The 12680-nt window shown below is 63.7% G+C and carries 11 protein-coding genes; all 11 read right to left on the bottom strand.

The annotated features are described in order from the left end of the window. A partial coding sequence (locus ABZF37_RS11230) for a nitrate- and nitrite sensing domain-containing protein (protein ID WP_372719926.1) occupies positions 1–973 on the bottom strand: 973 nt, incomplete at its 3' end. Between the two features lie 175 nt (positions 974–1148). After that, positions 1149–2306 (bottom strand): acetylornithine deacetylase, encoded by a 1158-nt coding sequence (gene argE / locus ABZF37_RS11225; RefSeq protein WP_372719924.1) that lies wholly within the window; start codon positions 2304–2306, stop codon positions 1149–1151. After that, positions 2303–3457, bottom strand: a complete 1155-nt coding sequence (locus tag ABZF37_RS11220) for an NAD(P)/FAD-dependent oxidoreductase (protein ID WP_372719922.1) — start codon at positions 3455–3457, stop codon at positions 2303–2305. Before ABZF37_RS11220 ends, argE begins: the two co-directional genes overlap by 4 nt. Next, positions 3454–4878 (bottom strand): FAD-dependent oxidoreductase, encoded by a 1425-nt coding sequence (locus tag ABZF37_RS11215; RefSeq protein WP_372719920.1) that lies wholly within the window; start codon positions 4876–4878, stop codon positions 3454–3456. The genes ABZF37_RS11220 and ABZF37_RS11215 overlap by 4 nt, the downstream gene beginning before the upstream one ends. Then, entirely contained in the window at positions 4860–5168 is a 309-nt protein-coding gene (locus ABZF37_RS11210) for a (2Fe-2S)-binding protein (RefSeq protein ID WP_372719918.1), read from the bottom strand. Before ABZF37_RS11210 ends, ABZF37_RS11215 begins: the two co-directional genes overlap by 19 nt. After that, on the bottom strand, positions 5165–6997 hold the full coding sequence (locus ABZF37_RS11205; RefSeq protein ID WP_372719916.1) for an ABC transporter ATP-binding protein: 1833 nt from the start codon (positions 6995–6997) through the stop codon (positions 5165–5167). Before ABZF37_RS11205 ends, ABZF37_RS11210 begins: the two co-directional genes overlap by 4 nt. Before the next feature lies 1 nt (position 6998). Further along, the gene (locus tag ABZF37_RS11200) at positions 6999–7913 is read right to left on the bottom strand and encodes an ABC transporter permease (protein WP_372719914.1); all 915 of its coding nucleotides are present in this window, start codon (positions 7911–7913) and stop codon (positions 6999–7001) included. Beyond that, entirely contained in the window at positions 7910–8863 is a 954-nt protein-coding gene (locus ABZF37_RS11195) for an ABC transporter permease (protein ID WP_372719912.1), read from the bottom strand. Before ABZF37_RS11195 ends, ABZF37_RS11200 begins: the two co-directional genes overlap by 4 nt. 82 nt (positions 8864–8945) lie before the next feature. Next, positions 8946–10589: an ABC transporter substrate-binding protein gene (locus tag ABZF37_RS11190; RefSeq protein ID WP_372719928.1), complete on the bottom strand. Its 1644-nt coding sequence runs from the start codon at positions 10587–10589 to the stop codon at positions 8946–8948. Positions 10590–10698: 109 nt separating this feature from the next. Beyond that, positions 10699–11973, bottom strand: coding sequence for an NAD(P)/FAD-dependent oxidoreductase (locus ABZF37_RS11185; protein WP_372719910.1), 1275 nt, complete (start codon positions 11971–11973; stop codon positions 10699–10701). Between the two features lie 38 nt (positions 11974–12011). Continuing rightward, positions 12012–12680, bottom strand: a 669-nt coding sequence (locus ABZF37_RS11180; RefSeq protein WP_372719908.1) for a haloacid dehalogenase type II, incomplete at its 5' end; no start/stop codon positions are given.

Genomic DNA, 12680 nt, shown 5'->3' with positions numbered 1-12680 from the left:
GCCGGTGCCGGTCACGACGCTCGCCCAGCCTCTGCTCGAGCAGCGCCAGTGCGGATTCGACAAGCGCGTGCATGGCATCGATCGGCCGATTATAAGCGGCCAGGTAGTCCGCCACCGGGTAGCTCAACTTCAAGCCGGCACCGCCAGCGGAAAAATCCATCTCGGTGACCGATACCAAGTGCTGGTCGGTCACTGCCAGGGCCTGCCGGGTCTGCTCGCGCAACGCCGCCAACGGTTGCTCTAGCATGGAGGCGATTGCCGGGTCGGCGGCAGCGGCCTTGGCGAACGCCCGGCTCATTCGCTCGAAGCTGGCGAGCGCCTGGGCGGTCAGCCCCATCAAGGCACCCTGTTGCTCCGGCAGAATTCGCCCCTGCACCAGATACAGGGCACCGAAGCCGCGCAACTGGCCGAACAACTCGGTGGTTTGCGGCAGCTCGATCAGCGCAGCGGTCATCAATGCAGAGGTTTGCAGAAGCGGATCCCGAGACAGCTCGAAATGATCGAGCAAGGCATCCTCGATCAGCAGGCTGGACGCGATCAGTTGCGTATGCCGTTGCATGCTCTGCCTGGCCTTGATGCTGCCCTGGCCGATCTCTTCGAACAGTGCGCGCCATTGCTCGCGCACCTGCTGCAAAGCGGTCAATAGATCCGCTTCGACCTCGGCCGCGCGCAGCGTCTGCTCGCAGGCCTCGAAGCTACGCTGCAGCTCGGCCTGCTTGGCCAGGCGGGCCTGCTGCAGACTGCTGTCGCCGCCGAGAACAATGGTGGCCAGAGCGCGATGCTGCTGGGTCAGCGCAACCACGTCCAACAACGCCTGCACCGGCGCAATACCACGCAGTTCGCGCTCGGCCTGACGTCCACTATTGAGCGCACCCAGCACATAGAGGATGGTCGGCACGACGACCAGGGCGAGGGCCAATACCCCGAGCAAGACGAACTTACCGGAGAAGGAAATACGTTCGAGCGCTTTCATGGAAGGACTCCCAGCGTGTTGTCAGGACGCGCGAGGAGGCTCGGCAGTCCCGCTTTTACGGTTATTGTTTTCGGCTTTTTTCGGGCGAGAAGTCTCACGGCCGTCAATGGCCCCATGGCTAACGGTGAGGATGGAAGACGGCCCTCGCCTATGCGCAAGGGCCGGAACGCTGGCGCTACAGCTTCAAGGAACCCAGCAACCCCTCGAGAAAGCGCTCGCCGGCGTCCAGCTGGCTGACTTCGATGAATTCGTCGGGCTTATGCGCCTGTTGAATGGAGCCCGGCCCGCAGACCACCACGGGTACATTCAGGCGCTGGCTGAACAGGCCGCCCTCGGTACCGAAGGATACTTTCGCGCTGCCGGTATCCGCCGGGGCGAAGTTCTTCAGCAGGCGCACGGCTTCCACGCTGGGGTGGGTATCGAGGCCGGGGTAGACGTTCAGGGTCTCGATCTCGATAGCGGCGACGCTGGACAAGCGCTTGGCCTCGCGCACGATTGTCTCGGCCCGTTCACGCATCTGATCGAGAAACTGATCGAGGTCGTCGGCCGGCAGGTTGCGCACTTCGAAATCCAGGCTGCACAGGTTCGGCACTATGTTCAGGGCCTTGCCGCCGACGATTTGCCCGACATGCACGGTGCTGTAGGGCACGTCGTAATCCGCATCCTGCGCGCCCTGCTCCTGCAAGCGCTGCTGGCTCTGGCGTAGCGCGGCGATAAAATCGCAGGCCACATGTATGGCGTTGACCGAGCGCGGCGCCAGGGACGAGTGCGCTTCCTGGCCATGGCAGAAGGCGCGGTAGGAACCCTTGCCCTTGTGGCCGAGGACGAACTGCATCTCGGTCGGCTCGCCGACGATGCACAGGAACGGCCGCAACGGCGCCAGGTGCAACACGTCGAGCAGGCGGCGCACACCGACGCAGCCGATTTCCTCGTCATGCGACAGCGCCAGTTGCAACGGCCGGCTCAACGAGGCGTCGGCGGCCTCGAGCATGGCGTCGATCGCCAGGGCGATAAAGCCTTTCATGTCGCAACTGCCGCGGCCGTAGAGCCGCCCGTCCTTCAGCGTCGCCTGGAACGCCGGCACGCTCCAGGCCTGGCCCGCCGCGGGCACCACGTCGGTGTGCCCGGACAGCAGGATCCCCGGCACCTCGCGCGGGCCGGTGCTGGCGAACAGATTGGCCTTGCGCCCGCTCTCGTCCTTGACGATCAAGGACTCGATGCCCTTGCTCAGCAGCAGCTCGCGCACATACTCGATCAACGCCAGGTTCGACTCCGAAGAGACGGTGTCGAAGGCGATCAGCCGTTTGAATATCTCCAGGACACGGGGTTTCACGAGGCCTTGCTCCGCTGCATGAATGAGGTGGCGAACCGACGGATATGAAAGGGTTCGATGGCGGTGCTGGTGCTGCCGGTACTGATCAGCTCGGCCATCACGTCCCCTACTCCCGGCCCCAGCTGGAAACCATGGCCGCTGAAGCCGAAGGCGTAATACAGGCCATCGACCGTGCTACTGGGGCCCATCACCGGCAGGGAGTCCGGCAGATAGCTTTCGATGCCGCTCCAGGTGCGGATGATGTTCAGGTTGGCCATGTGCGGCACCAGCCGGCGCATCTGTTGCAATTGCTTGAGCAAGCTCTGCGGCTCGAAATGGGCGCGGCGGTTGAGCATGTCCGGCTTGCTGTGGTTACAGCCGCCGATGATGATGTTGCCGCGCGGAATCTGCCGGAAATACAGCACTTCCTCGGGGTGTTTGGTATACACGCCGATCACCGTCTTCAGTGCATAGGGCACCGGCTCGGTGACCGACATCTGCGGGCCCTTGCTGACCAGCGGCACTGGCTCGGCGAACTGCGCGGAGAGCGTCTCGCCCCAGGCGCCGGCGGTGATCAGCAACTGCTCGGCGCGGTACTCGCGGCCGTCGCTGGTACTCACCCGGAACTGCCCGCCGACCTTCTCTACGCCAGTCACCTCGCAGCGCTCCTCGATGATCGCACCGGCGCGGCGCGCGGCGCGGGCGAAGGCCGGTGCGGCGAGACGCGGGTTGGCGTGACCATCGTGCGGCGCATAGGAGCCACCCTTGACCTCGGGCCCTAAAAACGGGAAGCGCTGGTGCAGCTCGCGCCCGCTGAAGATGCGCAGGTCCAGCTCGCGCGCCTCGGGCGCCGCGGCATAGGCCTCCAGCTCGGCGATCTCGTCCTCGCGGTAGCACACGCGCATGTGCCCGCTGGCAATGAATTCGAGGTCGTCGTCGATCAGTTGCGGCAGGCGCTTCCACAGCGCGAAGGAGCGGTTGGCCAGCTCCAGCTGGCCGAGGAAACGGCCCTGGCGGCGCACGTTGCCGAAGTTCACCCCGCTGGCGTACTGGCCGATCATGTCGCGCTCGAGGAGGATCACCGACTTGCCGCGCTGACGCAGGAAGAATGCCGAAGCCGCGCCCATCAGGCCACCGCCGACTATCAGTACATCGGTTTGTTCCACGCTCACAGCGGCACCTCATCGACTAGCTTGATTTCCTCGGTCAGCATCGACAGCGGCTTGACCGGCGCCTGACCGCGCTGACGGCCGACCAACTCGACCGCGACGCCAGCCGCCGCGGCGATCACCTCGGCGCCGGCCTGGGAGCAGTAGCGACCCTGGCAGCGGCCCATGCCGACCCGGCTGAAGGCCTTGGCGCGATTGACCTCGCAGGCGCCCTTCTCGCGGACCACGGAGCGCAACTCGCCAGCCGTGATCATCTCGCAACGGCAAACGATCGCCTCGTCCGCCAAGGCCTTGGCCTGCGCTGCCGGCCAGGGAAACGCCTGATAGAGCCCACTACTGAACTTGTCCATCACCGTCAGGACGCGACGCTGCAAGGCGAGCGCCTCGCCATGCACCGGTTGTTGCAGATCCTGCAACAGGGCCAGCGCAACCAGGCGCCCGGCATGTTCCGCCGCATCGGCGCCACGGATCCGCGTGCCATCGCCAGCGGCGTACACGCCACTGACCGAAGTGCGCCCTTCTTCATCGGTATCCAGCACCCACTGCTGCGACACCTCATGGAAACGCATACGGCAACCGGCGAGGTCGGCCAGCTGGGTTTCCGGACGCAGGTGATAGCCCAACGCGACTGCATCGCAGTCGAACTCCAGGCTGTCGCCGTGGCTGGTGCGCACACGCACCGCGCTGACGCCGCTGGTCGCATCGCCCAACACCTGCAGCGGTTCGACGCCCAAATGGACGGGAACCCTGGCGAGGTGGAGCTGCGCCAGCAGTTTCATCCCGGTGAACAGCAGTCCGGGTCGGGCGAGCAGCTTTGGCAAGGCCGCGATGCGCTTGCGCAGCGGCGAAGTATCCAGCACCGCGGCCACCGTGGCGCCGGCCTTGAGGTACTGGCTGGCGACCAGATACAGCAGCGGCCCGCTGCCCAGGAACACCACCTTACGGCCGATCGACACCGCCTGCGCCTTCAGCGCTATCTGCGCCCCGCCCAGGCTGTAAGTGCCTGCCAGCTGCCAACCCTCGATCGGCATCAGCCGATCGGTGGCCCCGGTGCAGAGAATCAGCGCATCGTAAGCGACGCTCGTGTGCTTGCCCTGGCTGACGCAGCACAGCTGGCCCGGCGTCAGGCTCCACACCAGGGTGTCCGGCCGGTAATCGATCTGCTCGCGCAGGCGGTCGAAGCTCTGGTGCAGCGCCCTGGCCTTCTCCGCCTCGCTACCGTACAGGGTGGCGTAGTCGCGGGTGAAACCCTCGGGCTGGCGGCGATAGATCTGCCCGCCATCGCGGCGGTTCTCATCCAGCAGAATCGGCCTGATTCCAGCTGCCACCAGGGTCTCGGCGCAGCGGGTGCCTGCTGGACCGGCACCGACAATCACCACCCGCAAGCTGTCCTTCTGCAGATTTTTCAGCCGCGCAGTGGCCATACCGCCTCCGGTTGCTTGGTGACTATATCCAGCCCCTCGCGGACTTCGTTGGAACACGCGCGCAGACGCTCGCCGCTACGGGTCCAGACCCAGCAGTCCTGACAGGCGCCCATTAGGCAGAAGCCGGCGCGTCGGCCCGGGTCGAATTCCGACTGGCGCAGCGCCGACACTCGGGTCAATAACGCAACCATCAGGGTGTCGCCCTGCAATGCCTCGAAGGGCTCGCCATCGACCAGCAGCCTGACCGTTGGCCGCTCACGCTCGGCCAAGCGTACGAAACGCGCATTCATGCCCAGCTACCCACTAGCTTCATGCTGTTCACACCGTCCTGCGCCTTGAGCAGATCGGCACCGGTGTGATGACAGAGAATCTCACTACCGCCGGCAATATTGTGGCGCGGTGGTGCACTGCGATTGCACACCCCGTCGATGCGCACCGGGCAGCGATCGAGGAACGGGCAGAGATGCGCGTCGCTGGCCGGCTCGCCGATCGGCGGCAGCCAGCCTTTAGCGGCCCCGCAGTTTTCCAGCCAGCCCTGGCGCAGCTCCGGCACCGAATTGGTCAACAGGTTGGTGTAGGGATGGAACGGCGCCTGGACGAACGCCTGCTGATCGCCGGCCTCGACCTTGTGGCCGCTGTACATCACCACGATGTCATCGCACAGCGCACGTACGGTGGAGATGTCATGGCTGATGAACAGGTAGGAGACTCCCAGTTCGCGGCGCAGGTCGCGCAACAGTTCGAGGATCGCCGCGCCCACCACCGTATCCAGCGCCGAGGTCACTTCGTCACAGAGGATCAGATCCGGCTCCGCCGCCAGCGCCCGCGCCAGGTTGACGCGTTGCTTCTGGCCACCGGACAACTCGCCGGGCCGGCGTTGCGCAAGGCTGGCCGGCAACTGTACCAACTCCAGCAACTCGGCCACCCGACGCTGCTGCTGCGCACCCTTCATGCCGTGATAGAAACGCAGCGGGCGGCCGAGGATCTGTTCGATGCTGTGCCGTGGGTTCAGCGCCGTATCGGCGTTCTGGAAGACGAACTGAACGCGGCGGAACTGCTCGCGGGTACGCCCGGCCAGCGTCCTGCTGAGCGGCTGGCCGTCGAGCAGGATATGTCCGGCCGAGGTTGGCGCCAGGCCGGCGATGGCCTGCGCCAGGGTGGTTTTCCCCGATCCCGACTCGCCGATCACACCGACCGCCGCACCGCGTCGGATCTTCAGATCGACATCCTGCAGTACCTTCTTGGTGCCGTAGCAAATCTCCAGACCGTGGATGTCGAGCAGCACATCCTCTTCCGCCGAAGCTGCCTCTTGATCGCCCGCACCCTGGCGCGCCGCCGGCCTTATCGCGGCCAGCAGGCTGCGGGTATAGGGATGTTCTGGCGCTGCCAGGATCTGTTCGGTAGGGTTGTTTTCCTGGATCTGGCCGTCGCGCAGCACGACGATACGGTCGGCCATCTGCGCCACCACCGCCAGGTCGTGGGAGACGTAAATCGCCGTGGTACCGCGTTCACGGACCACCTTCTTGAACGCCCGCAGCACTTCGATCTGGGTCGTGACATCCAACGCCGTGGTCGGTTCGTCGAGGATCACCAGTGCCGGATCGGTGATCAGCGCCATCGCCGCCATCAGCCGCTGCAACTGCCCACCCGAGACCTGGTGCGGATAGCGCGCGCCGATGCGTTCGGGCTCCGGCAGCGCCAGCTCGCGGAACAGCTCGACGGCCTTGGCCTGCGCCTGCTTGCGCGACAGAACGCCGTGGATCAGCGCGCTTTCGATCACCTGATCCATGATGCTCTTGGACGGATTGAATGCCGCGGCCGCGCTCTGCGCGATATAAGCCACGGTGCGCCCGCGCAGCTTTGCCAGCTGGGCATTCGACAGTTTCAGCACGTCGACATCGCCGACCCGCACCGAGCCGCCGACGATACGGCAACCCGAGCGGGCATAGCCCATCAGCGACAGCGCTATGGTGCTCTTGCCGGAACCGGACTCGCCGATCAGCGCCAGTACTTCGCCTTTGTTCAGGCTGAAATCGGCACCGTGCACGATCGGTACATCGATACCCTCTTCGTTACGCGCGGCTACGCGCAGGCCGCTTACCTTGACGATTTCGTTCATCTCACTTCTCCGTCTCGCGCTTGGATCGCCCGCCGAAGCTGTCGATGAGCAGGTTGACCCCCATGGTCAGGGTGGCGATGGCGACCGCCGGTGCCAGCACGGCCGGGGCACCCGCCCAAAGGCCCTCGATGTTTTCTCGCACCAGCGAGCCCCAGTCGGCGTCCGGCGGCTGCACGCCCAGCCCAAGGAAACTCATGGCGCTGAGCAGCAGCACCACATAAACGAAGCGCAGGCCAAAGTCGGTCATCACCGGGCGCAGCATGTTCGGCAGCACTTCGATGAAGATGATGTAGGGCATGGCTTCGCCGCGGGTACGCGCAACCCGGACAAAGTCCATGGTCATGACGTTCACCGCGACCGCACGCGCAATACGGAAGGAGCCCGGCATATAGGCGAATGCGGCCATCAGCAACAACAGCGGCACCGAGGAGCCGAACGACGCCACCATCAGCAGGGCAAAAATCTTGTTCGGGATCGCGATCAGCGCATCCTGGGTACGGCTTATGAGTGCATCGATCCAGCCACCGGAAGCGGCCGCCACCAGCGCCAGTACTACGCCAGCCGTGCAGGCAAGTGCTGTTGCCAGCAACGCCACACCGATGGTGTAGGGCGCGCCGTGCAATAAGCGGCTGAGAATATCCCGCCCCAGGTAGTCCGTACCCAAGGGAAACTGCAGGCTGAGCGGGCCGAAGTAACCGTCGCTGACCATGGCGTTGGCATCGTAGGGCGCGAACAGGGGCCCGGCGACGGCCATCAGCGCCCAGAAGATCACGATCAGCAGACCGATGACGCCGCCGACAGACAGCGAGAGCCGGCGCCGGCCTGTTCGCACCGGCTCGTTCGGTCCATCCTGCTTCAGCACGTTATCCTTGCCGCTCCCAAGGCTCGTTTTAGGTGAAATACTGTTCGGTTTCATTTGCGCAGCCTCGGGTTGGATAGAATCGCACAGAGGTCAGCCAGCAGCACCAGCACCAGAAAACCCAGGCTAAACAACATCACGCACGCCTGTATCAGCGGCATGTCACGCGTGACCACACCGTTTACCATCAGCGTCGCGACGCCCGGATAGTTGAAGATCGACTCGACGATGACGACGCCGCCCAGCAGGTACGACAGGCTCAGCGCCACGGCGTTGGCGATTGGCCCGATCGCATTGGGCAGCGCATGACGAAGCACCACCCGGATCGGTCGTGCCCCTTTGAGTATCGCCATTTCGACATAGGAGGCGCTGAGCTGATCGATCACGGCAGCCCGGGTCATGCGCGCCATCTGCGCCGTCAGTACGCAGCACAGCGTCAGCACCGGCAACGCATAGACGCGAACCAGTTCGCCGAGCGATTCGACCTCGACGTTGCGCGACAGCGCCGACAGCCAGCCCAGATTGACCGCGAAGATCAGTACCGCAATGGTGGCAATCAGGAACTCCGGCACGGAGACGGCGAACACCGCCAGCATGTTGCTGTAACGGTCAAAGATTGAGCCGCGGTACATCGCCGACAGAATACCTATGGTCAGCGCCAGCGGCACCGAGACCAGCGCGGTGACCGCTGCCAGGCGCAGGGTATTGGGCAGCCGGCTGGCGATCATGTCGTCGACCGGCATGCCGTTGACCAGGGAAATGCCAGGATTGCCGGTGATCAGCCCGCCCAGCCAGTTCAAATAACGCAGGTGCACGGGTAGATCCAGGCCCAACTGCGCGCGTAGCGCCGCCAACGCTTCCGGAGTTGCCTCTTGCCCGAGCTGTTCCTGGACCGCGTCCCCCGGTAGCAGGCTGGTGAGGAAAAACACCACGAGCGATACGATAAGCAGCGTAAGCACGCCTACAGCCAACCGACCCACAACCAGGCGTGCAATAGTGCTGTTCATAATTGATCCCTTTACTTAGTAGCGCCGCCTGCATGACCCGCAGACGACGCCTTGGTTATCGAGCTATCGTTGCACCAATCGCTCAGGCATCCAGCCAGACGTGCTCGGCGAACATGTAGCCCATCAACCCACCGAGTGGATGAGGGGTAAGTCCTTTCAACTTGGTGTTGTGGCCATCGAGGCTGCTGTTGAATTGCGGAATACCGATACCGCAGTGTTCATGCACCAGTACCTGCATATCGGCATACATCTGCTTGCGTTTGGCCTCGTCGGTCTCACCACGCGCGGCAACCAGCAACTGGTCGAACTGTTGGTTCTTCCAACCCGATTCGTTGTTGCTGGCATCCGACTGGTAGAACAGGCTGAACATCAGGTCGGCGGTCGGACGCGCACCGATGTTGCCGAAGCCCAGCGGATGTTTCATCCAGTGATTGGACCAGTAGCCGTCCGCCGGCATCCGTTTGATATCGAGCTTGAGCCCGATCTGCTGTCCCGAGAGCTGCAGCAACTGGGCGATGTCCAGCGAGCCGGTAGCTGCTTCGGAAGCCACGATAGGCAGGGAACGTCCGGCCATGCCGGATTTCTGCAGGTGAAACTTGGCCTTTTCCGGATCGTACTCACGTTGTGGCAGACCGGCGAAATAGTAACGATTGCCAGGAGCGATCGGTTGGTCGTTGGCAATATTGCCGAAGCCACGGAAGGCAGCCCGATTGATCTGTTTGCGATCGAGCAGATGCTTCATCGCCAGGACGAAATCCGGGTTCTGCACCGGGCCCAGATCATCACGCATGATCAGGTTGGTATAGCCACCGGTCGGGGTCTCCATCAACGCTACGTTGGCACTGTCCTGGATGCGCGAAACCGAACGCGGATTGATCGGGTTGATCAGGTCCACGTCACCGGCGAGCAGGGCACTGATACGAGCGGCCTCGTCCGGGATCGAGAAGAACTCGATTTCGTCGAGGTAGGGCAGGCCCGGCTTCCAGTAGCTGGCGTTGCGCGCGGCAATCGAGCGCACGCCTGGCTGGAATTCCGCACACTTGAAAGGCCCGGTGCCGTTGGCAATAGCAAAATCGGTGGTGCCGTCACGCACGATGAGGAAGTGCGTAGTAGCGAGGATGGCCGGCAGGTCGGCGTTCGGGCTGGCCAAGCGGATCTGCACCTCATGCGGCCCAGCGGCCTTCACCTCCTCGAACTGCTGCGCGATGGTCAGCACCTTGGAGCCAGTCTCCGGCAACTTGTGGCGAGTCAACGAATAGACGACGTCGGCCGAGGTGAATGGCTTGCCATCGTGGAATACGACGTCCTTGCGCAGCTTGATGGTCCAGGAGATCGCATCGGCGGTATCGAACGACTCCGCCAGGGCCATACGTGGCGCGAGTTGCGCGTCCAGAACCGCCAAGCCGTTATAGAACATGTTGTGACGACAGTAGTCGGTGTAATTACCACCCTTCGCCGGGTCCAGCGTATCGGCGGTCGAGCTGGTCGCAGTGGCGACCTTGATACGGCCACCCCGCTTGGCTTTGCCCGTGCTTGCGGAGGTTGCGGCGAACACTTGGCCGGCCGAGCCGAACAGGCTGCCGGCGCCCGCGACGGCCACCCCGGCCAGCCCCAACATGCGCAGTGCATCACGGCGCGACATGCCCCGGTTGAGCCCCTCGAAAACCCGCAGGCTTTCTTGACCTGTGATCAGCTGGGAGTCGATTTTGTTTTTATTGTCAGTCATATCAGTTCTTCCTCTCGAAAATGATAAGGCTCGGGTGCTCGCGCATTGGCGAAGCGTTCTTGCAACGTGAAGCAACTCCATACTTACAACGTGAAACAACTGCATAAATTCAGTGTAGGTAGTCCTGCAGCCGGTAATACGCGCCTACCATCGGCAGGAACCAGGGCTTACCGAAGTGCCCGGGGATGGCCGGCCAGCTCAATTCCCGCCAGGGGTTGGCTTCGACTTTTCCGTCCATCACCTCGGCCATGACCTGGCCCATATGCACCGACATCTGCACCCCATGGCCGCTATAGCCCATAGAGTGGTACACCCCGCCATGCTGGCCGGCGCGGGGCAGGCGGTCCGAGGTCATGTCCACCAAGCCGCCCCAGCAGTAGTCGACTTTCACCTGGGCCAATTGCGGAAACATCTGCGCCATCGCCGCCTGCAGCACCTTGCCGCTCTTCGCATCGGAGCTTCCTCCGGACATAGCGAAGCGGGCCCGACCACCGAACAGCAGACGATTGTCCGGGGTCACCCGGAAGTAGTTGCCGATCATGCGGCTGGTGACGTACGAGCGCTGTTGCGGCAGCAGGCGGTCGATCAGCTCCTTGGGCAGCACTTCGGTGGCAATGATGAAGCTGCCCACCGGCACTATCCGCCGCCGATACCAACCCAGGCCGCCATGTTGACTGGCGCCGGTCGCCATCAGAATTTGCCCGGCCTGCAGGCTGCCCCGACTGGTATCGACCCGATAGCCACCGGCCTCGGCCTTCCAGCCCTGAACGGTGGTCTGCTGGTAGATCAGCGCGCCGTGCCGCGCCGCCGCTTCGGCCAGGCCGACACCGAAGCGCCCGACGTGCATCTGCACGCCGTTACGCTGCAGCAGGCCGCCATGGAACTCAGCCGAGTCGACTTCGGCGCGGGCTTGTTCGGCGGATAGCAGCTCGACTTCGGCATCGACCTCGCGGCGAATCAATTCGCAGGTTCGCGCCAGACCTTCGTAATGCTGGGGCTTGGCGGCCAGCTTGAGCTTGCCGCTACGCCTAAAGTCGCAGGCGATCTGTTCCTGCTCGACCAGCGTGACCACGCTCTGCACCGCACTTTCGTAGGCCTGGTAATAGGCCCGCGCCTTGTCGGCACCGAGACTGGCGACGAGGCCGCTGTAGTCCTGGGCGACCCCGGTGTTGCAGTGGCCACCGTTGCGCCCGGAGGCCTCACCGACCACCCGCCCCGCTTCCAGCACCGCCACGCTCGCCCCCTTCAGGGCAAGCGTTCGGGCCGCTGACAGACCGGTGAAACCGCCGCCGACGACGACAACATCGACCCGCGCTGGCAGCGCTCCAGTCTGAGCTCCGGTGAACACCGGTGCGGTATCGAGCCAGTAGGATTCACTGTGCATATCCAACCCCTTGTGCCGTGAAGAGCGACCCTTGTGGATCAGAGACCGACCAGGCCGGCCAAGCCGCCGATGTCGGCGATCTGCCGATAGTTGTAGCAAGCGTTACCCGGCTGCTCGTGGCCACGGGCGACGAAGGCCTTGTTCTTGATCTTCATGTCTTCGGCCGGCATCAGGTCGTAGCGGAAGCTCGAGGACACGTGCATCACGTCCTCCGGACCGCAGCCAAGGTTGTCGAGCATGTACTCGAAGGCTTGCAGGCGCGGCTTGTAAGCCTGGGCCTGCTGGGCGGTGAAGACCTTGTGGAAAGGCACGCCCAGCTTGTCGACGTTGGACATGATCTGTTCGTCCATGGCATTGGAGAAAATCACCAGGGGGATCTTGTCGGCGATTTTCGCCAGGCCGGCCGTCACGTCGGGATGCGGACCCCAGGTCGGCACGGCGTTGTAGTAAAGCTGGCCTTCGCCGCGATATTCGATGCCCCAACGCTTGCACAGGCGCGACATGGCGGTATCGAGAATTTCATCGTAAGGACGCCAGTCACCCATCACCTGGTCCAGGCGATACGCGGTGAAATCCTTGACGAACTGATCCATCTGCTCAGGGGCAACGCGGTCGGCGAACAGCTCGCGCGTCAGGGGGCCCATCTGGAAGTTGGTCAGCGTGCCGTAGCAGTCGAAGGTGATGTACTTGGGGCGCAGAAAGCTCAT

The organism is Immundisolibacter sp. (assembly GCF_041601295.1).
In the GTDB taxonomy this organism is placed as follows: domain Bacteria; phylum Pseudomonadota; class Gammaproteobacteria; order Immundisolibacterales; family Immundisolibacteraceae; genus Immundisolibacter.
The sequence above is the reverse complement of the archived record's forward strand: the minus strand, read 5'-3'. Positions and strand labels throughout refer to the sequence as shown.